General features: G+C 67.1%; 24 protein-coding genes. 16 read left to right on the top strand and 8 right to left on the bottom strand.

Going from position 1 to position 23,415, the window contains the following annotated elements; all coding sequences use genetic code 11:
- On the top strand, positions 1-131 hold a 131-nt coding region (locus AC5P5X_RS19285; RefSeq protein WP_141097864.1), incomplete at its 5' end, for an integrase core domain-containing protein.
- Between the two features lie 87 nt (positions 132-218).
- Here the strand turns inward: AC5P5X_RS19285 and AC5P5X_RS19280 are convergent.
- Entirely contained in the window at positions 219-623 is a 405-nt protein-coding gene (locus AC5P5X_RS19280) for a hypothetical protein (protein WP_049461475.1), read from the bottom strand.
- Positions 624-793: 170 nt separating this feature from the next.
- Between AC5P5X_RS19280 and AC5P5X_RS19275 the strand changes: the two genes are divergently transcribed.
- Positions 794-2,824 carry a M3 family metallopeptidase gene (locus AC5P5X_RS19275; RefSeq protein ID WP_111189811.1) on the top strand — a complete coding sequence of 677 codons (2,031 nt, stop codon included), beginning with the start codon at positions 794-796 and terminating at the stop codon, positions 2,822-2,824.
- A gap of 103 nt (positions 2,825-2,927) precedes the next feature.
- Here the strand turns inward: AC5P5X_RS19275 and AC5P5X_RS19270 are convergent, their stop codons facing one another.
- The 3 genes from AC5P5X_RS19270 to AC5P5X_RS19260 form a co-directional block, all read right to left on the bottom strand.
- Complete coding sequence (locus AC5P5X_RS19270; RefSeq protein ID WP_012481308.1) at positions 2,928-3,731, bottom strand: SDR family oxidoreductase; 804 nt, start codon at positions 3,729-3,731, stop codon at positions 2,928-2,930.
- The gene (locus tag AC5P5X_RS19265; RefSeq protein ID WP_043035533.1) at positions 3,728-4,294 is read right to left on the bottom strand and encodes a DUF1415 domain-containing protein; all 567 of its coding nucleotides are present in this window, start codon (positions 4,292-4,294) and stop codon (positions 3,728-3,730) included. The genes AC5P5X_RS19270 and AC5P5X_RS19265 overlap by 4 nt, the downstream gene beginning before the upstream one ends.
- Before the next feature lie 101 nt (positions 4,295-4,395).
- The gene (locus AC5P5X_RS19260; protein WP_005411107.1) at positions 4,396-4,878 is read right to left on the bottom strand and encodes a YajQ family cyclic di-GMP-binding protein; all 483 of its coding nucleotides are present in this window, start codon (positions 4,876-4,878) and stop codon (positions 4,396-4,398) included.
- 126 nt (positions 4,879-5,004) lie between these two features.
- Between AC5P5X_RS19260 and AC5P5X_RS19255 the strand changes: the two genes are divergently transcribed.
- The 3 genes from AC5P5X_RS19255 (at position 5,005) to AC5P5X_RS19245 (ending at position 7,796) form a co-directional block, all read left to right on the top strand.
- A complete protein-coding gene (locus AC5P5X_RS19255; RefSeq protein WP_005411106.1) occupies positions 5,005-5,901 on the top strand; it encodes a DMT family transporter in 897 nt (298 codons plus the stop codon).
- Positions 5,902-6,102: 201 nt separating this feature from the next.
- A complete protein-coding gene (locus tag AC5P5X_RS19250) occupies positions 6,103-7,110 on the top strand; it encodes a methionine ABC transporter ATP-binding protein (RefSeq protein WP_005411105.1) in 1,008 nt (335 codons plus the stop codon).
- Positions 7,107-7,796: a methionine ABC transporter permease gene (locus AC5P5X_RS19245; RefSeq protein ID WP_005411104.1), complete on the top strand. Its 690-nt coding sequence runs from the start codon at positions 7,107-7,109 to the stop codon at positions 7,794-7,796. The genes AC5P5X_RS19250 and AC5P5X_RS19245 overlap by 4 nt, the downstream gene beginning before the upstream one ends.
- A gap of 70 nt (positions 7,797-7,866) precedes the next feature.
- Here the strand turns inward: AC5P5X_RS19245 and AC5P5X_RS19240 are convergent, their stop codons facing one another.
- On the bottom strand, positions 7,867-8,469 hold the full coding sequence (locus tag AC5P5X_RS19240; protein WP_005411103.1) for a lipocalin family protein: 603 nt from the start codon (positions 8,467-8,469) through the stop codon (positions 7,867-7,869).
- Between the two features lie 128 nt (positions 8,470-8,597).
- Here AC5P5X_RS19240 and AC5P5X_RS19235 point away from each other — a divergent pair, with 128 nt between their 5' ends.
- Complete coding sequence (locus AC5P5X_RS19235) at positions 8,598-8,924, top strand: hypothetical protein (protein ID WP_024957062.1); 327 nt, start codon at positions 8,598-8,600, stop codon at positions 8,922-8,924.
- 69 nt (positions 8,925-8,993) lie between these two features.
- Entirely contained in the window at positions 8,994-11,090 is a 2,097-nt protein-coding gene (locus AC5P5X_RS19230) for a prolyl oligopeptidase family serine peptidase (protein WP_088611115.1), read from the top strand.
- 128 nt (positions 11,091-11,218) lie between these two features.
- Here the strand turns inward: AC5P5X_RS19230 and AC5P5X_RS19225 are convergent, their stop codons facing one another.
- Positions 11,219-12,412 (bottom strand): pyridoxal phosphate-dependent aminotransferase, encoded by a 1,194-nt coding sequence (locus AC5P5X_RS19225; protein WP_181453880.1) that lies wholly within the window; start codon positions 12,410-12,412, stop codon positions 11,219-11,221.
- Positions 12,413-12,633: 221 nt separating this feature from the next.
- Between AC5P5X_RS19225 and AC5P5X_RS19220 the strand changes: the two genes are divergently transcribed.
- The 8 genes from AC5P5X_RS19220 to hslU all read left to right on the top strand — a co-directional run bounded on the left by AC5P5X_RS19220 (position 12,634) and on the right by hslU (position 20,209).
- The gene (locus AC5P5X_RS19220; protein WP_111189692.1) at positions 12,634-14,745 is read left to right on the top strand and encodes a S9 family peptidase; all 2,112 of its coding nucleotides are present in this window, start codon (positions 12,634-12,636) and stop codon (positions 14,743-14,745) included.
- 54 nt (positions 14,746-14,799) lie between these two features.
- Positions 14,800-15,225, top strand: coding sequence for a YbaN family protein (locus AC5P5X_RS19215; protein WP_024957059.1), 426 nt, complete (start codon positions 14,800-14,802; stop codon positions 15,223-15,225).
- 172 nt (positions 15,226-15,397) lie between these two features.
- Complete coding sequence (gene lptM / locus AC5P5X_RS19210) at positions 15,398-15,670, top strand: LPS translocon maturation chaperone LptM (protein ID WP_005411097.1); 273 nt, start codon at positions 15,398-15,400, stop codon at positions 15,668-15,670.
- Entirely contained in the window at positions 15,663-16,514 is an 852-nt protein-coding gene (gene dapF, locus AC5P5X_RS19205) for a diaminopimelate epimerase (RefSeq protein WP_033834522.1), read from the top strand. Before lptM ends, dapF begins: the two co-directional genes overlap by 8 nt.
- Positions 16,511-17,185 (top strand): DUF484 family protein, encoded by a 675-nt coding sequence (locus AC5P5X_RS19200; protein ID WP_005411095.1) that lies wholly within the window; start codon positions 16,511-16,513, stop codon positions 17,183-17,185. The genes dapF and AC5P5X_RS19200 overlap by 4 nt, the downstream gene beginning before the upstream one ends.
- 13 nt (positions 17,186-17,198) lie before the next feature.
- Positions 17,199-18,095 carry a tyrosine recombinase XerC gene (gene xerC, locus AC5P5X_RS19195; RefSeq protein ID WP_005411094.1) on the top strand — a complete coding sequence of 299 codons (897 nt, stop codon included), beginning with the start codon at positions 17,199-17,201 and terminating at the stop codon, positions 18,093-18,095.
- 85 nt (positions 18,096-18,180) lie between these two features.
- On the top strand, positions 18,181-18,732 hold the full coding sequence (hslV, locus tag AC5P5X_RS19190; RefSeq protein ID WP_005411093.1) for an ATP-dependent protease subunit HslV: 552 nt from the start codon (positions 18,181-18,183) through the stop codon (positions 18,730-18,732).
- Between the two features lie 103 nt (positions 18,733-18,835).
- The gene (hslU, locus tag AC5P5X_RS19185) at positions 18,836-20,209 is read left to right on the top strand and encodes an ATP-dependent protease ATPase subunit HslU (RefSeq protein ID WP_005414521.1); all 1,374 of its coding nucleotides are present in this window, start codon (positions 18,836-18,838) and stop codon (positions 20,207-20,209) included.
- 96 nt (positions 20,210-20,305) lie between these two features.
- Here hslU and AC5P5X_RS19180 read toward each other — a convergent pair whose 3' ends face one another.
- Both AC5P5X_RS19180 and smeT read right to left on the bottom strand, forming a co-directional pair.
- Positions 20,306-21,298: a Gfo/Idh/MocA family protein gene (locus AC5P5X_RS19180; RefSeq protein ID WP_065183237.1), complete on the bottom strand. Its 993-nt coding sequence runs from the start codon at positions 21,296-21,298 to the stop codon at positions 20,306-20,308.
- Between the two features lie 45 nt (positions 21,299-21,343).
- Entirely contained in the window at positions 21,344-22,003 is a 660-nt protein-coding gene (gene smeT / locus AC5P5X_RS19175; RefSeq protein WP_005411090.1) for an efflux transporter SmeDEF transcriptional repressor SmeT, read from the bottom strand.
- A 224-nt stretch (positions 22,004-22,227) separates the two neighbouring features.
- On the opposite strand from smeT, the gene smeD reads away from it, so the two are divergent.
- A complete protein-coding gene (gene smeD / locus AC5P5X_RS19170) occupies positions 22,228-23,412 on the top strand; it encodes a multidrug efflux RND transporter periplasmic adaptor subunit SmeD (RefSeq protein WP_111189691.1) in 1,185 nt (394 codons plus the stop codon).
- Positions 23,413-23,415 lie beyond the last annotated feature (3 nt).

Genomic DNA, 23,415 nt, shown 5'->3' with positions numbered 1-23,415 from the left:
CGGACCAGCGCAATTCCGTGCTGACCCAATGGCTGCACCACTACAACTGGCACCGCCCTCACATGGGGATCGGTGGCCAGCCACCTATTTCCAGAGTCCTGCTGAACAACGTGGTGGGTTTACACAGTTAGTCGACTGCTCCAGGTTCAGGTCGCGAAAATCCCGCGCTGCGCGCGAAAGTCGACTAACAGTCGACTCTACCCGGTCGCCGGGGCGTCTCAATATCCCGCTGCAGTGAACGCGTCCAGCACCGCGTCGCGCAGTGCATCGGGCAAGGCCTCGATGTCCATCGCGCGATCATCCAGATGCAGGCTCGGGTCCAGGATGCTCGCTCGGCCCTGGGCCAGCGCCTGCAGCCACAGCAGCACGCAGATCGCGAACTCGCGCTCATGGCCCAGCCGCAGCTGGCTGGCGCCGCGTTCGATCACCTCGAACGGGTACCACTCCTGCGCATCGTTGAACGTGCCGCCCTGCTGCAGCACTGCCTGCAACTGCTGCAGATGGCGCGGGGCGTCATCGCCGGCATCGCACAATGCGGCGATCCAGGTCAGTTCGGCCGGGCTGGCGGACAATGCCAGTGACCGGGCCGGTGAGGCGGATGCAACTGCAGCCAGACCTTCCATGTAGGGCCTCATTCGGTGCGTACCGCTGCGGACTCCCCCGCAGCCAGAGCTTCGGTGCGCGACCGTAAGGCCGACGTGAATGCCGGGCCGTGCCCCCTTGTCAGCCCCGCCTGCCAGCGCCATATCCTGCATGCTGCCCGCCTGCCGGGCCCGTACCCTGGAGATCTGCCGTGACCGTTGCCAACCCCCTGCTCGATTTTTCCGGCCTGCCGCGCTTCGAGGCCATCCGCCCCGAGCACGTGGCGCCGGCGCTGGACGTGCTGCTGGCCGAGGCCGAAGCCGCCGTCAGCGCCGCCGAGCAGCTGCAGCCGGTCACCTGGCAGACCTTCGTTGCCCCGCTGGATGACGCCACCGAGCGCCTGTGGCGCGCCTGGGGTCTGGTCGGCCACCTGCAGGGCGTGGTCAACACCCCGGAACTGCGTGAGGCCTACAACAGCAACCTGCCGCGGGTGACCCGCTTCGCCAGCGCGCTGGGCCAGAACCTGGCGTTGTACCGCCAGTACCAGACGCTGGCCGCCAGTGCCGAGGCGGCGCGCTTCGACGCGGCCCAGCGCAAGGTGCTGGACAACACCCTGCGCGATTTCCGCCTCGGTGGTGCCGAGCTGGCGCCGGAGGCGCAGCAGCGCTTCGCGGCGATCAAGGAGGAACTGTCGGCGCTGTCGGCGAAGTTCTCGCAGAACGTGCTCGACGCTACCGATGCCTGGTCGCTGATCATCGAGGACGAAGCGCGGCTGAAGGGCCTGCCGGAAGACGTGAAGGCCGCCGCGCATGCCGCAGCACAGAAGGACGGCAAGGCCGGCTGGAAACTGACCCTGCAGATGCCGTGCTACCTGCCGGTGCAGACCTGGGGTGAGGACCGCGACCTGCGCGAGATCCTGTACCGCGCCAGCGCACAGCGTGCGTCCGAATTCGGCGATGAGTCCCTGGACAACAGCGGCAACATCGATCGGATCCTCGCCCTGCGCGCTGAACTGGCCGCGCTGCTCGGCTTCGATTCGTATGGCGATTATTCGGTAGCGACCAAGATGGCGCAGGACCCGGCCGAAGTGCTGGGTTTCCTGCGTGACCTGGCCGCGCGCGCCAAGCCGTTCGCGGCCAGGGACCGGGCCGACCTGGAGCAGTTCGCACGCGAGCAGCTGGGCATCGACAGCCTGGAGGCCTGGGACCTGGCGTTCGCCGCCGACCGCCTGAAGCAGGCCCGTTACAGCTATTCCGAACAGGAAGTGAAGCAGTACTTCACCGAACCGAAGGTGCTTGGCGGCCTGTTCTCGGTGATCGAGCAGCTGTACGGCCTGCGCGTGCAGGAGGACAGCGCACCGGTGTGGCATGACGACGTGCGCTTCTTCCGTCTGGTCGATGCGCAGGGCGCGCTGGTCGGCCAGTTCTATCTGGACCTGTATGCGCGCGAGGGCAAGCGTGGTGGCGCGTGGATGGACGATTGCCGCAACCGTCGCGTGCGCGCGGACGGCAGCGTACAGACGCCGCTGGTCTACCTGGTGTGCAACTTCGGCCGCGGTGCCAACGGCAAGCCGGCGACCTTCAGCCACAACGAAGTGACCACGCTGTTCCATGAGATGGGCCATGGCCTGCACCAGCTGCTGACCCGCATCGGTGAGCTGGGCGTGGCCGGCATCAATGGCGTGGAATGGGATGCAGTGGAACTGCCCAGCCAGTTCATGGAGAACTTCTGCTGGGAGTGGGAGCACCTGCAGGCCATGACCGCGCACGTGGACACGGGCGAACCGCTGCCGCGCGGGCTGTACGAGCGCATGCTGGCCGCGCGCAACTTCCACAGCGGCATGGCCACGGTGCGCCAGCTGGAGTTCGGCCTGTTCGACATGCTGTTGCACAGCCAGTTCGAACCGGCGCAGGACAGCGTGCTGGCGCTGCTTGATCGCGTGCGCGCGGAAGTGGCGGTGAATCACCCGCCGGTCTGGAATCGCTTCCCGCACCAGTTCAGCCACATCTTTGCTGGCGGCTACGCGGCCGGTTACTACAGCTACAAGTGGGCTGAAGTGCTCAGTGCCGACGCCTATGCGGCGTTCGAGGAAGCGCCGCAGGCACTGGCCGAGACCGGTGCACGCTTCCGCGATGAGATCCTGTCGCGCGGTGGCAGCCGCCCGGCGGCGGAGAACTTCAAGGCCTTCCGTGGGCGCGCGCCGCAGATCGACGCGCTGCTGCGCCACTCGGGCATGGCGTAAACCGTTGTGGTGGGTGCCAACCCTGGTTGGCACTTCACCGCCATCCACGCATGGCGTGGGTCTGCCGGAATGCCGGCCAGCGGCCGGCACTACCGAAGACCGGTCATTCGGCGTAGATCATCTTCCGGGTCATGCCGCCGTCGACGATGAAGTCCTGGCCGGTGCTGAAACCGGACAGCGACGACAGCAGGTACACCGCCAGTGCACCGATATCTTCAGGGCGGCCGACCCGGCCGACCGGATGCTGTGCGTGGTCGATGGCCGAGTACTCTGGTTCATGGCGCCGTGAGGGTGCCTGCCACGCAGTGGTACCGACCCAGCCGGGGCTGATGCTGTTTACCCGCACCGCCGGGCCGGCGCTGATCGCCAGCGCATGGGTGAAGGCCACCAGGCCACCCTTGGCCGCCGCATAGGCCTCGCTGTGCGCTTCGGATTGCCAGGCGCGGGTGGAGGCGATGTTGATGATCGCGCCCGCAGCACTGTCCGTCAGCGCCGGCAGCGCGTGCTTGCTGCACAGGAAGGCGCCATGCAGCGACGACAGCCGGCGTTGCCATTCGTGCCAGTCCATGTCCTGCAGCCGCGTGCCGTGCGGCCCGGCGATGCCGGCATTGTTGACCAGCCCGTCGATGTGGCCGAAACGCTGCAGCGCCTCGGCGATGAAGTCGCGCACGCTGGCTTCGTCGGTGATGTCCAAACGCTGGAACGCGGCATCCTCACCGCGCTGCCATTCGTCCAGGCAGGCCTGGCCGGCCTCCCTATCGAGGTCGCCGATCAGCACGCGTCCGCCGGCACCGAGCACGGCCTGGGCAATACCGCGACCGATGCCGTTGGCGCCGCCGGTGACCAGCACCACCTTGCCCGACAGTGGCGCGGCCGGCCATGCGGCAATCGGCGGCACCGTGCTCACGTCAGGTCTTCGCCGCGCAGGCGACGATGCCAGCCGTCCACGCCGATGCGGTCCAGGGTCTGGATGTTGCGCTCGACAATCACGTCCGGGTCCGGATACACATCCACCGCGCGCGCCACGCTGTCTTCGCGCAGCAGGTGCAGGGTGGGGAAGGGCGCGCGGTTGGTGTAGTTGCTGGCGTCGTCGGCGGCCACGCCCTCGAACTGGTAATCCGGATGGAAGCTGGCCACCTGCAGGATCCCCTGCAGGTCCAGTGCCTCGATCGCCGCATCGGCGTTGTCGAGGAAGTCGTTGTAGTCGAGGAAATCGCTCAGCACCTGCGGATGCACGATCAGCGTCGTGTCGATCTGCTCGGCCGGCGTGTCGCGCAGCAGCACCAGCTCCTCGGCCAGCTGTTCAACCAGCGCTTCTGTCGTGGTCGCATCGCTGAGCACGATGCGGACCTGGTCCTTCACGTATACCGCCTTGGCGAACGGGCACAGGTTCAGGCCGATGACGATGCGCTCCAGCCACAGGCGGGTCGCGGCGATCGGGTCATCGATGGGCAGGTCGGAATCGGTCATGGCGGGCACGTCGGCTGGCGGGGCCGACATTGTAGGCGCGTCGCTGGCAACGCGCCGTCGTACCTGCGGCTGGCAGCGCCGGGGGATTCCCGGCAGGTGGCTCAGTCGCGGAAATTGTTGAACTGCAGCGGCAGCTCGAACTTGCCGGCCTTGAGCACGGCGATGGCGTCCTGCAGGTCATCGCGCTTCTTGCCCTGCACGCGCAGCTTGTCGCCGTTGATCTGGCTTTCCACCTTCAGCTTGGCGTCCTTCAGGGCCGCCGCGATCTTCTTGGCGATCTTCTGCTCGATGCCCTGCTTGACGGTGATCTTCTGCCGGGCCTGGGCCAGGTTGGTCTCGATGTCGCCGAACTCCAGGCTGAGCACGTCGATGCCGCGCGCGGCCAGGCGAGCACGCAGGATGTCGTTCATCTGCTTGAGCTGGAATTCGGTCGGCGCGAACTGATTGATGACATCGCCGTCGCGCTCGAACTTTGCGTCCACGCCCTTGAAGTCGAAGCGGGTGGCCAGTTCGCGGTTGGCCTGGTCGATGGCGTTGGTCAGCTCGTGGGTGTCGACTTCGGACACGACGTCGAAGGAAGGCATGGGCGATGCTCCGCAGGTTTCAGTGGCGATCATTCTATCGTGCCGGCCCGCGTGCCCGCTTTCTGTGGAGCCCGGCCCATGCTCGGCGGCCGCCCTACAATCCGGTGCGGTCGGCGATAATGGGCCATGAACGTGCAACGCTCCCCTTCGCGTGCGGTGGCCTGGATGGTCGCTGCGGTCGCCTGTTTCTCGCTGATGGACGCTGGCATGAAGCAGCTGTCGGCCAGCTATCCGACCCTGGAAGTGACTTTCCTGCGTGGTGCGGCCTCGTTGCCGTTCGTGCTGGTGTGGGTGCTGGTCAGTGCCGGCCCACGTTCGCTGGTGCCGCGGCGCTGGGGCCTGCACCTGCTGCGTGGCGCGTTGGGCATGGCGATGATCGGCTGCTTCGTGTTCGCCCTGCGCGACCTGCCGCTGTCCACCGCCTACACCATCTACTTCGTTGCCCCGCTGCTGATCGCCGCGCTGTCGGTGCCGTTGCTGGGCGAGCGGGTCGGGCCGCGGCGCTGGGTCGCCATCGGCATTGGCCTGGTGGGCGTGCTGGTGGTGCTGCGGCCGGGCGTGGATGGCTTCATTTCGGTGCCCGGCCTGATGGTGCTGGCGGCGGCAACGGCCTATGCCGTGGCGGCGATCACGGTCAGCCTGCTGACCCGCACCGATACCTCGCAGTCGATGGTGGTCTGGTTCCTGGTGATCATGGCCATCGGCGCCGGCCTGCTCGCCATTCCCGGCTGGGTACCGCTGCAGCTGGCACACGCGCCTTTGATTGCCGGCATGGGCCTGGCCGGGGCGCTGGGCCAGATTGCCCTGACCAAGGCCTTCCAGCTGGGCGAGGCCTCGATGATCGCGCCGCTGGAGTACAGCGGCCTGGTCTGGGTGATCGGCTGGGATCTGGCCTTCTGGGGCCAGCTGCCGGACGGCTATACCTGGGTGGGAGCGGCGATCATCGTCGCCTCGGGGCTGTACCTGCTGCATCGCGAGCGGGTAAACCGGCAGGAACCGCCGAAGCCGCTGGATCATCCCTGAGCCCGGGGGTAGTGCCGGCCGCTGGCCGGCAACCCCTTGCGCCGGAGGGACCGCTGCAGGTGCCGGCCAGCGGCCGGCACTACCGGGGACAGTTTCTTAGAACCAAAAGGAATAACATTCTGGGCCATGGCGCGGGCGCGCGACCGCCTGCGCTGGTAGGCTGCACGCCCCCTTCCGTCACCCAGCCGGTGAGCCACGCCCGTGATCGAGTTCCAGCGCCTGCACAAATCCTATGCCGTTGCCGGCCGCGAAGTCAGCGCGCTGCAACCGTTGGACCTGACCATCGAGGCCGGTGAGGTTTTCGGCATCATCGGCCATTCCGGCGCCGGCAAGTCGACACTTATCCGCATGATCAACCGCCTGGAAGAACCCAGTGGTGGCCGGCTGCTGATCGGCGGTGAGGATGTCACCGCGCTGGACGCGGACGGCCTGCGCGCGCTGCGCCGGCGCATCGGCATGATCTTCCAGCACTTCAACCTGCTGTCCTCGCGCACGGTGGCCGGCAATGTCGCCTTCCCACTGGAACTGGCCGGCACGCCGAAGACGGAGATCGACGCGCGCGTGGCCGAGCTGCTGCAGACTGTGGGCCTCGAAGCGCATGCGCAGAAGTATCCGGCGCAGCTGTCCGGTGGCCAGAAACAGCGCGTCGGCATCGCCCGCGCGCTGGCGACCCGTCCGCAGATCCTGCTGTGCGACGAGGCCACCAGTGCGCTCGACCCGCAGACCACCGCTTCGGTGCTGTCGCTGCTGTCGAAGATCAATCGCGAGCTGGGCCTGACCATCGTGCTGATCACCCACGAGATGGACGTGATCCGCCGTGTCTGCGACCGCGTTGCGGTGCTCGATGCCGGCCAGATGGTCGAAACCGGTCCGGTCACCCGGGTGTTCCTGCACCCGCAGCACCCGACCACGCGCCGTTTCGTCAGCGAATCGGAGCATGTGGACGAGGGCACGCTGCACCGCGATTTCGATGCCGTCGGTGGCCGCATCGTGCGCCTGACCTTCCTCGGTGGCGACACCTACGAACCCCTGCTCGGCCGCGTCGCGCGCGAGACCGGGGTCGACTACAACATCCTGTCCGGCCGCATCGACCGGATCAAGGACACCCCGTATGGCCAGCTGGTGGTCGCCCTGGTGGGCGGCGACCAGTCCGCCGCGCAGGCCGCGTTCGTGGCCGCCGGCGTGCATGTTGAGGAGCTGCGTCGATGATCATCGCTACTGCCGGCGGATTCTTCCGCCACCTGGACGCGGGCAAGTGGGCCGACATCGGCCAGGCCACCATCGACACCCTGCTGATGCTGCTCGGTTCGCTGCCGCTGACCCTGGCCATCGGCCTGCCGCTGGGCGTGCTGCTGTACCTGTTCGGTGCACCGCAGATGAAGCGCCGTCCGTTCGCCTATGGCGTGCTGGCGCTGGTGGTGAACCTGCTGCGCTCGGTGCCTTTCATCATCCTGATGATCGTGCTGATCCCGGTCACCCTGTTCCTGATGGGGACGTCGCTGGGTGTACGCGGTGCGATCGTGCCGCTGGTCATCGGTGCCGCGCCGTTCTACGCGCGCCTGGTCGAGACCGCACTGCGCGAAGTGGACCGTGGCGTGATCGAAGCGACCCAGGCGATGGGAGCCACCACCTGGCAGCTGGTCACCCGCGTGCTGCTGCCGGAAGCGCGCCCGGGCCTGATCGCTGGCGCAACGGTCACCACCGTCGCGCTGATCGGCTTCACCGCGATGGGCGGTGCGATCGGCTCCGGTGGCCTTGGCGACCTGGCCTTCCGCGACGGCTACCAGCGCTCGCACACCGACGTGGCGCTGGTCACCGTGGTCCTGCTGCTGATCCTGGTGCAGCTGCTGCAGATGCTTGGCGACCGCCTGGTCGCGCATTACAGCCGCAGATAACAGAATGCCGGGCGGCGCCCGGCATCTCGTTCGGGTAGTGCCGGCCGCTGGCCGGCAATCCCACGTGCGGTCAACGCACGTTCGGTACTTCGTAACCCAGCTTCCCGACCTGCTCCGGGTGCTGCGGCACGCGCTTGAGCTTGTCGGTGTTCACCCCGTACTCGTCCCGCAGGCGTTCGGCCAGCTCCTTGTACAGGGCTTTGTCCATGTCCGGCGTACGCGAGAAGATCCAGGCCATCTCGCGGCCCGGGTAACCGATCAGTGCCCACGAGTAATCCGGTGCCACTTCCAGCACCCGCGAATGGGTAGGCACGACGCGGTAGAACCAGGTGCGCCAACCGTGGTTGCCGCTGTCCGGGTCGACGCTGGCGCGGGCACGCACTTCCTGCAGCGGTTCGCCGAAGCCATCACGGTAGCGGTAGGTGATGCCGACCTTGTGCTCGTCGCGCAGTTCGTAGTCGTTGACGCTGGCCACATGGCCACGTTCGATGAAGTTCGGCACGCGGCCGATCACGTACCAGGTGCCCATGAAGCGCTTCAGGTCGATCGGCGCATCCGGGTCGGTCGCGCGCGGGGTGCTGGCGCGGGGCGATGGCGGCTCACTGGCGGCCACGGCGGGGCCCGCCAGGGACAGGGCCAACAGCATGGCGCAGAGCGGGCGGATCGAAGTCATGCGGGAGCGGGCTCAGAAGGGCTTTGCCTGAGCATGGTCGACTGAGCGTGCGCGATCCGTCAATGGTGTCGCAACCTGTGAGAAGGGCCTTGCCCAAGCTGCGTTGCATTGTCCACCGGAGAAGCCCCATGAACGCACGTTCCGTCCGCCGCCCTGCAACTGAACGCGTCATCATTGAACGCGCCGATCCGCGCCTGCTGCGCAGCGTGCAGCAGGTGGCCCTGGCCGGCCTGGCGCTGGTACTGGTCTGGCCAGCCGCGCGCGGCAGCAACGCCTGGCTGGGCTGGCTGCCGATGTGGCTGGTGGGCATGCCGCTGGTGGCCTGGTGGGCGCTGCTGCGCTTCCCTGTGCCGCGCCTGTCGTGGCTGCGGCTGGCCCGTCGCACCGGTGGACAGGCACATCGTCGCACCGCCGGGACGCCCCGCCGTCGCCGCCGCGCTACGGCCACGGCCTGACCTTCGACACGGGGGCGGCTGCAGCGATCCATGCTAGCGTTCCACGGCTTATGACTGCCTGGAGCTGCAATGTCTCGACTCGCTTCCGCCTGCCTGCTGGCTGGCATGATGACCGCTGCCTCGGTGGGGACCGCCGTGGCTGCTGAAGACACCGATCGCTACGCCTGGCTGGAGGACGTCACCGGCGACAAGCCGCTGTCCTGGGTCAAGGAACAGAACGCCAAGTCCGAGGCGCGCCTGGCGCAGACCCCGGCCTTCAAGCAGATGGAGACCAGCATCCGCGAGGTGCTCGACTCCGATGCCAAGATTCCCGCCGTGCAGAAGATCGGTGACTACTATTACAACTTCTGGAAGGACCAGCAGCACGAGCGTGGCCTGTGGCGCCGCACCACGCTGGCCGAGTACCGCAAGGCCTCGCCGCAGTGGGAAACCGTGCTTGACCTCGATGCCCTGAACAAGGCCGAGGGCGAGAACTGGGTCTGGCACGGCGCCGACTGCCTGCGCCCGGATTACAGCCGCTGCCTGATCGCGCTGTCGCGCGGTGGTGCCGACGCCGACGTGACCCGCGAGTTCGACCTGGCCAACAAGACCTGGATCAAGGACGGCTTCTTCCGTCCGGAGTCGAAGGGCGGCCTGAACTGGATCGATCGCGACACCGTATTCGTCTACACCGACTTCGGTGCCGGCTCGATGACCACCTCCGGCTACCCGCGCGTGGCCAAGCTGTGGAAGCGTGGTACGCCGATGGCCTCCGCCAGCGTGGTGTATGAAGGCAAGCCGGAAGACATGTACATCGCGGCGATGCACGATGACACCCCGGGCTTCGAGCGCAACCTGGTCAGCCGCACGCTGGCGTTCTACAACAACGAGATCTACCTGCGTGGCGACGATGGCACGCTGACCAAGATCGATGCGCCGAACTCGGCCGAGAAGGGCCTGCACAAGCAGTGGCTGACCCTGGAGCTGCGTGATCCGTGGACCGTGGGTGGCAAGACCTATGCGTCCGGTTCGCTGCTGGCGACCAGGCTGGATGACTTCCTGGCCGGCAAGCGTGAGTTCGACGTGCTGTTCACCCCGACCGCGACCACCTCGCTGGCCAGCGCCACCTGGACCAAGAGTCACCTGGTGCTGAACGTGCTGGATGACGTCAAGAACCGCCTGTCGGTGCTGACGCCGGGCGCCAATGGCTGGCAGACCAGCCGTTTCGTCGGCGCGCCGGCCTTCGGCACGCTGGGCGTGGCTGCTGTCGACAGCAACGACAGCGACGCGGTATGGCTGACCGCCACCGACTACCTGACCCCGACCACCCTGGCGCTGGCCGAGATCGGGCAGGCTCCGGAAACGCTGAAGACCATGCCGGCCTTCTTCGATGCCAAGGGCAAGGTGATCGAGCAGCACTTCGCCACCAGCAAGGACGGCACCCGCGTGCCGTACTTCGTGGTGCACGACAAGGCGATGAAGCTGGACGGTTCCAACCCGACCCTGCTGTACGGTTACGGTGGTTTCGAGATCTCGCTGACCCCGGGCTACTCCGGTGGCATGGGCCGCGCTTGGCTGGAGAAGGGCGGCGTGTACGTGGTTGCCAACATCCGTGGCGGCGGCGAATACGGCCCGCGCTGGCACCAGGCGGCGCTGAAGCAGAACCGCCACAAGGCCTATGAAGACATGGCCGCGGTGGCACGCGATCTGGTCAAGCGCAAGATCACCAGCGCCAGTCACCTGGGCGTGCAGGGCGGCAGCAACGGTGGCCTGCTGACCGGCAACATGCTGACCCAGTACCCGGAACTGTTCGGTGCGGTGGTGGTGCAGGTGCCGCTGCTGGACATGAAGCGCTACAGCCACCTGTTGGCCGGTGCCTCGTGGATGGCCGAGTACGGCAACCCGGATACCAGCGACTGGGCGTTCATCAAGACCTTCTCGCCGTACCACCTGTTCGACGCGAAGAAGAAGTACCCGCCGGTGCTGTTCACCACCTCCACCCGCGATGACCGCGTGCACCCGGGCCACGCCCGCAAGATGGCGGCGAAGATGATCGACGCCGGCAAGGACGTGACCTACTACGAGAACATCGAAGGTGGCCACGGCGGTGCAGCCAACAATGCGCAGGCCGCACACATGTCGGCGCTGGCCTACAGCTTCCTGTGGGAGCGGTTGGGCGGTAAGTAAGCAGACAGGCAGAACGGAAAACGCCGCCCCCGGGGCGGCGTTTTTCTTTATCCGGTAGTGCCGGCCGCTGGCCGGCAACCGCATCATTCACGCATTCCCGGGTTGCCGGCCAGCGGCCGGCACTACCGTCAACGTGATCCCTGCCAACGCTGCAACCCACGCGCGATCCGTGCCACCGCCTCCTGCAACCGCGGCACTTCCTGGGTATAGGCCAGGCGCACGTGCTGGTTGGCGCGATGGAAGCCGAAATCCAGCCCGGGCGTGAATGCCACGTGCTCGGTTTCCAGGAAATGGGCGCAGAACGCCTGTGCGTCATCGGTGAATGCGCTGACATCGGCGTACAGGTAGAACGCACCCTGCGGCTCGACTTCGATGCGGAAGCCCAGCTCGCGCAGCGCGGGCAGCAGGAAGTCGCGGCGCTGGCGGAACGCTTCGCGACGCTGCTCGAAGATCGCCATCGACTCCGCGCTGAAGCAGGCGAGCGCGGCATGCTGGGCGATGCTCGACGCGCTGATGTACAGGTTCTGCGCGAGTTTCTCCAGGTCCGGCACGGCTGCTGGCGGTGCCACCAGCCAGCCCAGCCGCCAACCGGTCATGCCGAAGTATTTGGAAAAGCTGTTCAGCACGAATGCGCTGTCATCCACCTGCAGCACGCTGGGTGCATCCAGGCCATAGGTGAGGCCGTGGTAGATCTCGTCCACCACCACGTGACCACCGCGCGCGTGCAGGGTCTTCGACAGGGCGGCCAGTTCGTCGGCGGAGAGCACGGTGCCGGTCGGGTTGGCCGGTGAGGCAACCAGCGCGCCGACGCTGTCGGCACTCCAATGCTGTTCCACCAGCGACGGTGTGAGCTGGTAGGCAGTGTCCGGGCCGACCGGCACCAGCTGTGCGCCGCCTTCAACGAGGCGCAGGAAGTGGCGGTTGCACGGATAACCAGGGTCGGCCAGCAGCCAGTGGCGGCCGGGATCGACCAGCAGGCTGCTGGCCAGCAGCAGCGCACCGGAGCCGCCGGGGGTGACCAGGATGCGTTCGGGGTCGATGTCCAGCCCGTAGTGGCTGCGATAGAAGCCGCTGATCGCCTGGCGCAGGGCGGGCAGGCCACGTGCGGCGGTGTAGCGGGTATGGCCGGCGGCCAATGCGGCCTGGCCGGCACGCACGATCGGTTCGGCGGTGGTGAAGTCCGGTTCGCCGATTTCCAGGTGGATCACGTCGTGGCCGGCCTGTTCCAGCGCTTGCGCGCGGGCCAGCAGGGACATCACGTGGAACGTAGCGATTTCATGGCTGCGCCGGCTGTAGCCCGGCGTATGGGGCAGGGTACTCATGCAGCCCATGGTACGCCGCGCACCGGGGGCACGCGCTCTGGTAGTGCCGGCCGCTGGCCGGCAACCGACCCACCCGCAGGCCGGTGAGGTTGCCGGCCAGCGGCCGGCACTACCGGCAGGCATGGCCACCATGACGTTCCGCAGGGTTGCCCACCGTCCTTCCGCAACCCAGACTCGGGCGCAAGGACGCCATTGCATTGCCCCTCAAGGAGCCCTATCTCATGAAATCCACCCTCTGCCTGTTGCTTGCCAGCCTGATGACCACCACTGCCACCGCCGCCACTCCGCCCGTTCCGCCGGATGCCGCCAAGCATCCGCATGTGGTCAAGGCGCCGTTCGGCGCGACCCGCAACGATGACTATTACTGGCTGCGCGACGACAAGCGCGGGAACAAGGACATGCTGGCCTACCTGCAGGCCGAGAATGCCTATGCCGACCAGCTGCTGGCGCCGCTGAAGCCGCTGGAGGACACCCTGTACAAGGAGATCGTCGGCCGCATCAAGCAGGACGATTCCAGCGTGCCGGCGCGCGAGCGTGGCTACTGGTACTACAGCCGCTTCGAAACCGGCCAGGACTACCCGATCCACGCACGCCGCAAGGGCAGCATGGAGGCCGCCGAGGAAATCCTGCTGGACGTCAACGCGATGGCTGCCGGCAAGGGCTATTTCAGCGTCGGCTCGATGGAAGTCAGCCAGGACAACCAGCTGCTGGCCTGGGCCGATGATGATGTCGGCCGCCGCCAGTACACCATCCGCTTCAAGGACCTCGCCACCGGCAAGGTGCTGCCCGATGTGATCACCGGCAGCTCGGGCGACCTGGTCTGGGCCGACGACAACCGCACCGTGCTGTACGTCGAGAACGATCCGGAAACGCTGCTGACCGTGCGCGTGAAGAAGCACGTGCTGGGCACCCCGGCCAGCGCCGACACCGTCGTCTACGAAGAGAAGGACGACAGCTTCTACATGGGCATCGGCCGCACCCGCGACGATCGCTTCATCACCATCGGCGTGCACAGCACCGTGTCCTCGGAAGAGCGTTACGCGCCGGCCAGCGACCCGACCCACTTCACCGTGCTGGCGCCGCGCCAGCGCGATGTCGAGTACGACGCCGACCACTACGATGGCCGCTGGGTGATCCGTACCAATGACGGTGCGAAGAACTTCAAGCTGGTCACCGCACCGACCGATGCGACCTCGCGTGCGCAGTGGAAGGACTGGATCGCGCACGACGATGCGGTGTTCATCGAAGGCTTCGAACTGTTCGATGGCTACACCGCCATCGCCGAACGCTCCGAGGGCCTGGAACGCATCCGCCTGCTGTTCAAGGATGGCCGCAGCGACTACGTGAAGGCCGACGAGCCGGCGTACTCGATGGGCCTGGGCGACAACACCGAGGCCGATACGCCCTGGTTGCGCTACGTCTACACCTCGATGACCACCCCCACCACCGTGTTCGAACTGAACACCGCCACCGGGGAGCGTCGCCAGCTGAAGGTGCAGCCGGTGATCGGCTATGACGCGTCGAAGTACGAAACCGATCGCGTCTGGATCACCGCGCGCGATGGCGTGAAGGTGCCGGTGTCGCTGGTCTACCGCAAGGGCTACCAGAAGGATGGCAAGGGCGCGTTGTTCCAGTACGCCTATGGCAGCTACGGCATGTCGATGGACCCGTACTTCAACCAGACCGCGGTGAGCCTGCTCGACCGTGGCGTGGTGTATGCCATCGCCCACATCCGCGGTGGCCAGGAAATGGGCCGCGACTGGTACGAGAACGGCAAGCTGCTGCACAAGCAGAACACCTTCAACGACTTCATCGACGTCACCCGTGGCCTGGTGGCACAGGGCTGGGCGGCGAAGGATCGCGTGGCGGCATCCGGGGGCAGTGCCGGTGGCCTGCTGATGGGCGCGGTGGCCAACCAGGCGCCGCAGGACTACCGCGTGATGGTGGCCCAGGTGCCGTTCGTCGACGTGGTGACTACCATGCTCGACCCGACCATTCCGTTGACCACCAACGAGTACGACGAGTGGGGCAACCCGGAGCAGAAGCAGTTCTACGACTACATGCTGTCCTACTCGCCCTACGACAACGTCAGCAAGCAGGCCTATCCGGCGCTGTTCGTGGGCACCGGCCTGTGGGATTCGCAGGTGCAGTACTGGGAACCGGCCAAGTGGGTGGCCAAGCTGCGTGACGACAACACCGGCCACTACCCGATCCTGTTCCGCACCAACATGGAAGCCGGCCACGGCGGTAAGTCGGGGCGCTTCCAGCGTTACCGCGAGCTGTCCGAGTCGTACGCATTCATGCTGCAGCAGCTGGGCATCGCCCAGCCGTGATCGCGACAGGGTGCCGGGCACTGCCTGGCACCCTGAACCGGTATCCTTGCGGCCATGAGCGCGCCAGATCCTTCCGTCCCTCGCGATGCCACCACGCCTCCGCGCGTGGTGCGTTTCCGCTGGGCGTGGTGGCTGCTGGCCTATGTCAGCCTCGGCACCGGCATCGTCGGCATCTTCGTGCCGGGCCTGCCGACCACCGTATTCATCCTGATTTCGGCCTGGGCCGCCTCGCGTGGCTCCGAACGCCTGCACAACTGGCTGCTGCAGCATCCACGCTTCGGCCCGGCCATCGCCAACTGGCAGGCACACGGGGCGGTCAGCCGCTACGGCAAGTGGATGGCCACGATCACCATGGCGGTATGCGCCGGCATCATGCTCTGGTGCGTGCCGATTGCCTGGGTGAAGTGGTTCTCGATCGGCAGCATGACCGTGGTGGCGATCTGGCTGTGGACCCGGCCGTTGCCACCGCCGGAAGGCTGAACATGGCCCGCCCCGGGGCGGCCCGTGGGGCGGCCAGGGGGGTAGAGTCGACTGTCAGTCGACTGTCAGTCGACTATCGCGCGCAGCGCGGGTTTTTCACGGCCGTTGCAGGAGCAGTCGACTCACAGTCGACTCTACCAACCGCTCAGCCGCCAATGGCTATACTCGGGGCATGAAGATCCCCCATCGAAACGCCATCCTGATTCCGCTGGCAGCTGCTTCGCTGCTGTTCCTCGCCGCCTGCGGCAACAAGGGCCCGCTGGTACTGCCGCAGAAGCCGGTGCCGGTGGAAGAAACCGTCGAACCTGTTGCCGAGCCCGCTACCGAAGCGACCCCGGCGCAGACCGAAGGCAGCGGCACCCCGGCCACGACCGTGGAGCCGGCTGCACCGACCACGCAACCGGCGCCTGCGCCTGCGAAGAAGGTGGGCGGCGGGAATGAGTAAGGCCGGTTCCAAGGCCCTGCGCTTCAGCAAGATGCATGGCGCGGGCAATGATTTCGTAGTGATCGACCTGCGTGACGGCACCGCGCCGCCCACGCCTGAACTGGCCGCGCAGCTGGCCGACCGCCACACCGGCGTCGGCTGCGATCAGATCCTGACCATCGAAGCGCCGCGTGCGGAAGGCTCGGTGGCGTCGTACCGCATCTGGAATGCCGACGGCTCCAATTCCGAACAGTGCGGCAATGGCGCGCGCTGCATCGCCGCCTGGCTGGTGCGCGAAGGCAGTGCGCAGGGCGACCGCTTCGTCATCGACAGCCCGCTGGCCAGCCATGAGGTGGAAGTGCTGGGCGATGGCCAGTTCGCGGTGACCATGGGCGTGCCGGCGTTCGAGCCGGCCAACGTGCCGCTGGTGGGTTTCGCCCACGCGCGCGAGGAATACCTGCTGCCGCTGCAGGGCGAAAGCGTGCGTTTCGCTGCGGTGTCGATGGGCAACCCGCATGCAGTGATCGAAGTGGGCCTGATCGATGCTGCACCGGTCGAGCGCGTCGGTGCGCTGCTGCAGCAGCATGCCTCGTTCCCGCGCTCGGTGAACGTGGGCTTCGCCCAGGTGATGGGCCCGGCGCATGCACGCCTGCGTGTGAATGAACGCGGCGTCGGCGAAACCCTGGCCTGCGGCAGTGGCGCCTGCGCCGCTGCGGTGACCCTGATGCAGCGCGGCCGCCTGCAGCGTGATGCACGCATCAGCCTGCCCGGCGGTGACCTGCGCATCCAGTGGCCGGGCGATGGCCAGCCTGTGGTGATGGCCGGCCCGACCGCATTCGTCTTCGAAGGGGAGTGGATGGCATGACCGAAACCGTCGACAAGCTCGGGGCCCACGAAGTCGCTGCCTGGTTGCGGCGACATCCCGGCTTCCTCAAGCAGTTCCCGGACCTGGCCCTGACCCTGGTGGTGCCGCGTGACGACGGCCCGACCGCGTCGCTGGCCAGCTACCAGCTGGAAGTGCTGCGCGAGAAGAACCGCGAGCTGGCACGACGGTTGGCCGACCTGGGCGCGACTGCCCAGGTCAACGAACGCCTGGCGGTGCGCACACACCAGCTGACCCTGGCGTTGATGAAGCAGGACAACGCCGCCGACACCCTGCGTGCGATGGCGGCCTCGCTGCAGGAAGATTTCGCCGGCGACCTGGTGCGATTGGTGGTGCACACGCCGGTGGCCGGGCTGGAACAGGCCGACTGGTTGCAGGTGATCGCCGCCGATGATCCGCAGCTCGGCCCGTTCCGCGACTGCCTGAAGGACGGCGAGCCGATCTGCGGCCGCCTGCAGCCGGAAAAGAATGCCGTGCTGTATGGCGTGCGCAGCGAGGAAGTGCAGACCACCGCGCTGCTGCCGTTGCCGGGCGTGGGCCTGATTGCGGTGGGCAGCCACGATCCGAACCGTTTCTATCCGGGCATGGGCACGCTGTTCCTGCGCATGATGGGCGACGCCCTGGTCGCCGGCCTGAAGCGCTTCCCGGGCTGAGCAGGACACGACGATGAGCGCGGTACAGGCCTTCCTGCAGCATCTGCAGGTAGAGCGGCGGATGTCGGCGCATACGCTCGATGCCTACCGCCGTGACCTGGACGCGCTGTCGGTCTGGGCCGAGCCGCGCGGTGTTGCGGTGGAGGCACTCGATGCCGACGCGCTGCGCCAGTTCGTCGCCGATGAGCACCGCCGTGGCCTGTCGGCCAAGAGCCTGCAGCGCCGCTTGTCCGCCTGCCGCAGCTTCTATGCCTGGCTGCTCAAGCACGGCCGCATCGAGGTCAGTCCTGCAGCAACGCTGAAGGCGCCGCGCGCGCCGCGCCGGTTGCCTCAGGTCCTCGACGCCGATGAGGCCGTGCAGCTGGTCGAGCTGGAGCCGGAAGGTGAACTTGGCCGCCGTGACCGCGCGCTGCTGGAACTTTTTTATTCTTCCGGCCTGCGCCTGAGCGAAGTCTGCGCGCTGACCTGGCGCGATCTGGATTTCGACAGCGGGCTGGTCAACGTGCTGGGCAAGGGCAATCGGCAGCGCCGCGTGCCGTTCGGCCGGCCGGCGCGCGAAGCGCTGCAGGCGTGGCGCGCCGAAAGTGGCGGTGGTCCGGCCTCGCCGGTATTTCCCGGCCGCAACGGACCGATCAGCCAACGCGCGGTGCAGATCCGCATCCGCCAGCTGGCGCAGCGCCAGGGCCTGTTCAAGCACGTGCACCCGCACATGCTGCGGCACAGTTTCGCCAGCCATATCCTGGAATCATCCGGTGATCTGCGCGGCGTGCAGGAGCTGCTGGGCCATGCCGACATCGCCACCACCCAGATCTACACCCATCTGGATTTCCAGCACCTGGCCAAGGTCTACGACGCGGCGCATCCGCGCGCGAAGCGTCGAAGCAGCAGCGAGGGCAGCGGAGAAAGCTGAACGTTGCCCGTGCGGCAGCCGGTCGCGGGTGGCTTGAAGGGCGCAGGGCAGTCCCCACCTCTGGTTCTGTCACCCCGGAGGCATCATGGACCCCAGTCAGAACCCCAACGTTTTCCACGCCACCACCATCGTCTGCGTCCGTCGCGGCGAGCACGTGGCCATTGCCGGCGACGGCCAGGTCACGCTGGGCCACACCGTGATGAAGGGCAATGCGCGCAAGGTGCGCCGCCTCGGTCGTGATGGCCAGGTGCTGGCCGGCTTTGCCGGTGCCGCCGCCGATGCCTTCACCCTGTTCGAGCTGTTCGAGGCCAAGCTGGAAAAGCACGGCCAGTTGCAGCGTGCTGCGGTCGAACTGGCCAAGGACTGGCGCACCGAGCGCCGCCTCGGAAAGCTTGAAGCCCTGTTGGCCGTGGCCGACAAGGAAACCTCGCTGATCATCAGCGGCACCGGCGATGTGATCGAACCGGAGGATGGCATCATCGCCATCGGCTCGGGTGGTTCCTATGCGCTGTCGGCTGCACGCGCGTTGATGGCACACACCGAACTGGATGCGCGCACCATCGCCAGCGAAGCGATCGGCATTGCCGGCGATATCTGCATCTACACCAACCGCAACGTGGTGGTCGAGGAACTCTGAGGGTCGCGCCGGCTGCTGGCCGGCAACCTCATGATCCCCCACACGCGTGCCTGGTTGCCGGCCAGCGGCCGGCGCGACCGACAACGAATTCGTGAGCACATCCATGTCGAAGATCGAAGTTTCCTCCGCCACCATGACCCCGCGCGAGATCGTGCAGGAACTGGACCGGCATATCGTGGGCCAGCACGACGCCAAGCGCGCCGTGGCCATCGCCCTGCGCAACCGCTGGCGCCGCATGCAGCTGGTGCCTGAGCTGCGCAATGAAGTGATGCCGAAGAACATCCTGATGATCGGCCCGACCGGCGTCGGCAAGACCGAGATCGCGCGTCGCCTGGCCACGCTGGCCAACGCGCCGTTCGTGAAGGTCGAAGCCACCCGCTTCACCGAAGTCGGCTACGTCGGCAAGGACGTCGAGCAGATCATCCGCGACCTGGCCGATACGGCAGTGAAGCTGTACCGCGAACAGGCCAAGGTGCGCGTGCGTACCCAGGCCGAGGAACGCGCCGAAGACCGCATCCTCGATGCGTTGCTGCCGCGCCGCAGCGGCGGCATCGGCTTCGATCCGGAAGTCGCCCGCAACGAACCGTCGGCGCAGGACAACGAGACCCGCATCAAGTTCCGCAAGATGCTGCGCAACGGTGAGCTGGACGAGCGCGAGATCGAACTCGACCTGGCCGCCAATGTCAGCATGGACATCATGACCCCGCCGGGCATGGAGGAAATGGGCCAGCAGCTGAAGTCGATGTTCGCCAACCTTGGCGGCGGCGCGAAGGCGCACAAGCGCACGCTGACCATCAAGGCCGCGCGACCGCTGCTGATCGAGGAAGAGGCCGGCAAGCTGGTCAACGAGGACGATATCCGCACTGCGGCGATCGAGGCCTGCGAGCAGCACGGCATCGTCTTCATCGACGAGATCGACAAGGTCGCCAAGCGTGGCGATAACGTGGGCGGCGGCGATGTCTCCCGCGAAGGCGTGCAGCGCGACCTGCTGCCGCTGGTGGAAGGCTCCAACGTGTCCACCAAGTACGGCACGATCAAGACCGACCACATCCTGTTCATTGCATCCGGTGCGTTCCACCTGGCCAAGCCCAGCGATCTGATTCCGGAGCTGCAGGGTCGCTTCCCGATCCGCGTTGAACTGGGTGCGCTGAGCAAGGGTGATTTCGTGCGCATCCTGACCGAGCCGAAGGCCGCGCTGACCAAGCAGTACGAGGCGCTGCTGGCTACCGAGGGCGTCAAGGTCAGCTTCACCGCCGACGCCATCGAGCGCCTGGCCGAAATCGCCTTCCAGGTGAACGAGCGCCAGGAGAACATCGGTGCCCGTCGCCTGCATACGGTGCTGGAGCGCCTGCTGGATTCGCTCAGCTACGAGGCACCGGACCGCGATGGCGAAAGCCTGGCGATCGACAGCGCCTACGTCGACAAGCACCTGGGTGAGCTGGTGCAGGACCCGGACCTGAGCCGCTACATCCTGTAATGCCCGTTGGAGTCGGATCCCTCGCCCCAGCGAGGGCTCTGACTCCGCCCGCTGCAACAGAAAGGGCCGCCGCAGGGCGGCCATTTTCTTGTGCGGTCAGCGCGACTGCCGGGTGCGGTAGTCCCGCAGCACCTGGTCGATCACCGCACTGGTGCGGGCGGCGCTGATGCCGCTCGAGGGCGAACGGCCGTTGCCGCGCAGTTCGTCCACGAGGTGCGCGATCAACGGCTGCTGGACCGATGGCGGGTTCGGGATGTCGAATGCCTGCATGCCCGCTTCGGTCTCCAGAACCACTGGAACGTCCTCGAAGGTGGCAAAGCGCAGCTGCCCGCGGTCGCCGGTGATCTCGACCTCATCCTGGCGCCGGAACGCGCAGAAGCTCCATTGCGCGATGCCGTGCGCCCCACTGCCGGTACGGAAGCACATCGAGACACTGTCCTCGGCGGCGTAGGCGCCGGTCAGCGAACTGGCCAGGCCACGCACGTCGCCCAGCGGCCCCAATAGATGGTCGAGCAGGTCCAGGGTATGCGAGCCCAGATCGACGAACAGCCCGCCGCCGGCGATCGACGGATTGGTCCGCCAGAAGTCGGGCGATGCGGCATTCGCCGAATGCGGCCGATGCAGGGTGGCGCGCACGCTGCGCGGCGTTCCGATCGCGCCGTTGTCCAGCAGCTGCTTCACCTGTGCGAAGCGGGGCAGGGCACGGCGGTAGTAGGCCACGAACACGGGCACGCCGCTGCGGGCGCTGGCCGCGATGATGCGCTGGCACTCGTCGTGGTCCATGGCCATCGGCTTTTCGATGTAGACCGGCTTGCCCGCGGCGATCGCCTGCAGCGCGTAATGCATGTGCGTCGAGGGCGGCGTTGACACGTAGACCGCGTTCACTTCGGGATCGGCGATGAGTGCGTCGGCGTCGGCGTACCAGCGCGGAATCGCGTGGCGCCGCGCATAATCCTCGGCCAATCCCGCATTGCGGCGCATGACCGCTGCCACCCGTGAGCCGGGTGTGCTGGCCAGGGCGGGGCCGCTCTTCTTCTCGGTGACGCTGCCACAGCCGATGAAGCCCCACACCACGTTGTCCAGGATCACGGGGCTGTCCTCAGATGGGCGCGGCGGTGGCGGCAGCAGCGCCACTCACGCTTCGGGCAGCGGCTCGGGCACAGTGCCCGGCACGAACACGCCGTCCTTCACGTAGGCGGCCAGGGTCATGTCCAGTGCGAGCATGCCGTCGCGCTTGAGATCCATCAGGTCCGGTTCGACCATCGCCCCGTGCAGCACGCCCAGCACGGTGGCATGCAGCATGCGCGCGGCGATCTTGGGGTCGGCGCCTTCGCGCAGCTGGCCCAGATCGCGGGCGCGGCGCAGGGCACGCTCCATCCGGTCCAGCGCATCGCGGAATCCGGCCTGCTGCATTTCGGTCAGCACCCTGGTGTCGGCCGAGGCATCGCTGCGCAGCATGATCTCCATGGTCTTGCGCAGGCGCTCGTCTTCGGACAGCTCGATGAAGGAGTGGATCATCACCGCGCGCAGGTCGTGCACGGGGGTGTCGCGCTGGTCGGTGGAGGTGCGCTCCAGTTCCTGCATGAAGGGCAGGTGCACCCGTTCGACGATCGCGGCCAGCACCTCGCTCTTGTTCTTGAAGTGCCAGTAGACCGCGCCACGGGTATAGCCGGCGCGGGCGCCGATCATCTCCAGCGTGGTACGGGCCACGCCGTGTTCATGGAAGCAGGCTTCGGCGGCGTCAAGGATGCCTTCCCGGGTTGCCTGGGTGTCCTCTTTGGTCTTGCGGGCCATGTAGGTACGAGTGCGGGTGAAACGTGGCTGAATTGTACCGGTTTACAAACAAACAAGCATGTATGTATATTTCGCTCCCATCATTCCCGTCGTGTGCGTGGCAGGCCGGTCCGGCTCCCGCTCCACCCGGGTGGGCGCTGTTCTCACGGTCTTCACCTTTACCGGTCGAAGGGTCCGCCGTATCAGCGCCGGCTGAGATCCTTTCCTTCAAGAGCCTTTCCGTCATGTTGCTGAGCCGAATCCGACCCTTTGCACTGTCGCTGGCCATCGCCGCAGCCGTGGCTGCCTGCGGCGGCCAACCCCAGGCCCCCGAGCAGGGCCCGGGTGACGTCACCGTGGTCACGCTGAAGTCCGAGACCGTGGGCCTGACCCGCGAACTGCCGGGCCGTACCAACGCCTTCCTGGTCGCCGAAGTGCGCCCGCAGGTCAACGGCATCGTTGCCAAGCGCCTGTTCACCGAAGGCGGCATGGTCAAGGCCGGCGAGCCGCTCTACCAGATCGAGGACGCCAGCTACCGCGCCCAGGCCAACAGCGCCCGCGCCCAGCTGGCCCGCGCCGAAGCCACGGCCAACGCCGCGCGCCTTAGCGCCAAGCGCATCACCGAGCTGGCCAAGGTCGACGCGGTCAGCCAGCAGGATCTGGAAAACGCCGTGGCCGCGCAGAAGCAGGCCGAGGCCGATGTCGGTGCCGCCAAGGCCTCGCTGGACGCGGCCAACGTCACCCTCGGCTATGCCCGCATCACCGCGCCGATCAGCGGCCGCATCGGCAAGTCCAGCGTTACCCAGGGTGCGCTGGTCAGCGTCGGCCAGGCCAATGCACTGGCCACCGTGCAGCAGCTGGACCCGATCTACGTCGACCTGACCCAGTCCTCGGCCGAGCTGCTGCAGCTGCGCCGCGAACTTGCTGCCGGCCGCCTGCAGGACAACCAGACGCTGCCGGTCAGCATCCTGATGGAAGACGGCAGCACCTTCGAGCACAAGGGCACGCTGGAGTTCTCTGAAGTGAGCGTCGATCCAGCCACCGGCAGCTTCGGCCTGCGCGTGAAGGTGGACAACCCGGACGGCCTGCTGATGCCGGGCACCTACGTGCGCGCGGTGATCGGCGGCGGCGTGCGCAGCGATGCGGTGCTGGTACCGATGCAGGGCATCGCCCGCGATCCGAAGGGCGACACGACCGCGATGGTGGTCGGCAAGGACAACAAGGTCGAAGTGCGCCCGGTCAAGGTCAGCCGCACGGTCGGCGACAAGTGGCTGGTCGAGGACGGTCTGAAGGCCGGCGACAAGGTCATTGTCGAAGGCCTGCAGAAGATCGGCCCCGGCATGCCGGTCAAGGCCACCGAGAAGGGCGCTGCTCCGGCCAAGCCGGCAGCGGCCGCCCAGCCTGCCGCCCCGGCCGGCGACGCGAAGTAAGCG

The sequence above is a fragment of the Stenotrophomonas sp. YJH_SMC_91 genome, from assembly GCF_059368495.1.
This window is presented reverse-complemented; position numbering and strand designations above follow the sequence as displayed.

Bases quoted from the DNA above. Each gene is read 5' to 3' on its own strand.
- AC5P5X_RS19280 (WP_049461475.1), bottom strand. From the start codon at position 623: ATGGAAGGTCTGGCTGCAGTTGCATCCGCCTCACCGGCCCGGTCACTG.
- AC5P5X_RS19265 (WP_043035533.1), bottom strand. From the start codon at position 4,294: ATGACCGATTCCGACCTGCCCATCGATGACCCGATCGCCGCGACCCGC.
- AC5P5X_RS19260 (WP_005411107.1), bottom strand. From the start codon at position 4,878: ATGCCTTCCTTCGACGTCGTGTCCGAAGTCGACACCCACGAGCTGACC.
- AC5P5X_RS19255 (WP_005411106.1), top strand. From the start codon at position 5,005: ATGAACGTGCAACGCTCCCCTTCGCGTGCGGTGGCCTGGATGGTCGCT.
- AC5P5X_RS19245 (WP_005411104.1), top strand. From the start codon at position 7,107: ATGATCATCGCTACTGCCGGCGGATTCTTCCGCCACCTGGACGCGGGC.
- AC5P5X_RS19240 (WP_005411103.1), bottom strand. From the start codon at position 8,469: ATGACTTCGATCCGCCCGCTCTGCGCCATGCTGTTGGCCCTGTCCCTG.
- AC5P5X_RS19235 (WP_024957062.1), top strand. From the start codon at position 8,598: ATGAACGCACGTTCCGTCCGCCGCCCTGCAACTGAACGCGTCATCATT.
- AC5P5X_RS19230 (WP_088611115.1), top strand. From the start codon at position 8,994: ATGTCTCGACTCGCTTCCGCCTGCCTGCTGGCTGGCATGATGACCGCT.
- AC5P5X_RS19225 (WP_181453880.1), bottom strand. From the start codon at position 12,412: ATGAGTACCCTGCCCCATACGCCGGGCTACAGCCGGCGCAGCCATGAA.
- AC5P5X_RS19220 (WP_111189692.1), top strand. From the start codon at position 12,634: ATGAAATCCACCCTCTGCCTGTTGCTTGCCAGCCTGATGACCACCACT.
- AC5P5X_RS19215 (WP_024957059.1), top strand. From the start codon at position 14,800: ATGAGCGCGCCAGATCCTTCCGTCCCTCGCGATGCCACCACGCCTCCG.
- lptM (WP_005411097.1), top strand. From the start codon at position 15,398: ATGAAGATCCCCCATCGAAACGCCATCCTGATTCCGCTGGCAGCTGCT.
- dapF (WP_033834522.1), top strand. From the start codon at position 15,663: ATGAGTAAGGCCGGTTCCAAGGCCCTGCGCTTCAGCAAGATGCATGGC.
- AC5P5X_RS19200 (WP_005411095.1), top strand. From the start codon at position 16,511: ATGACCGAAACCGTCGACAAGCTCGGGGCCCACGAAGTCGCTGCCTGG.
- xerC (WP_005411094.1), top strand. From the start codon at position 17,199: ATGAGCGCGGTACAGGCCTTCCTGCAGCATCTGCAGGTAGAGCGGCGG.
- hslV (WP_005411093.1), top strand. From the start codon at position 18,181: ATGGACCCCAGTCAGAACCCCAACGTTTTCCACGCCACCACCATCGTC.
- hslU (WP_005414521.1), top strand. From the start codon at position 18,836: ATGTCGAAGATCGAAGTTTCCTCCGCCACCATGACCCCGCGCGAGATC.
- smeT (WP_005411090.1), bottom strand. From the start codon at position 22,003: ATGGCCCGCAAGACCAAAGAGGACACCCAGGCAACCCGGGAAGGCATC.
- smeD (WP_111189691.1), top strand. From the start codon at position 22,228: ATGTTGCTGAGCCGAATCCGACCCTTTGCACTGTCGCTGGCCATCGCC.